Annotated in this window: 1 protein-coding gene; it reads left to right on the forward strand. The window is 51.2% G+C overall.

Going from position 1 to position 252, the window contains the following annotated elements; translation table 11 throughout:
- Positions 1 to 19: 19 nt before the first annotated feature.
- Positions 20 to 252, forward strand: a 233-nt coding sequence (locus tag AC1RPW_RS08585; protein WP_481769543.1) for a hypothetical protein, incomplete at its 3' end; no start/stop codon positions are given.

The raw sequence follows: 252 nt of genomic DNA on the forward strand, positions 1-252 counted from the left end.
CGGAAGTGGCGGCACGGCAATGTCGCATGTGGAGACCATGATGCGGATGCAGGGTCATGATCCTGTATCTGAGGATAGCGCGAACCCGCCACCAGTGCGTCGTTCGCGTTTTTTCTATTCTCCGACGCAAAGTTTTGCTGAAGAAGTCAACGCATCGAAGTCTATTTCAGAAGAGAAGAGTCTTCCGCACGATAACGATGAGATCCACAACCGAGTTATTCAGTACTCTGAAGAATTGCCTCCCGAACTCGG

The sequence above is a fragment of the Dellaglioa sp. CoH-55-MRSF-8 genome (genome assembly GCF_056782195.1).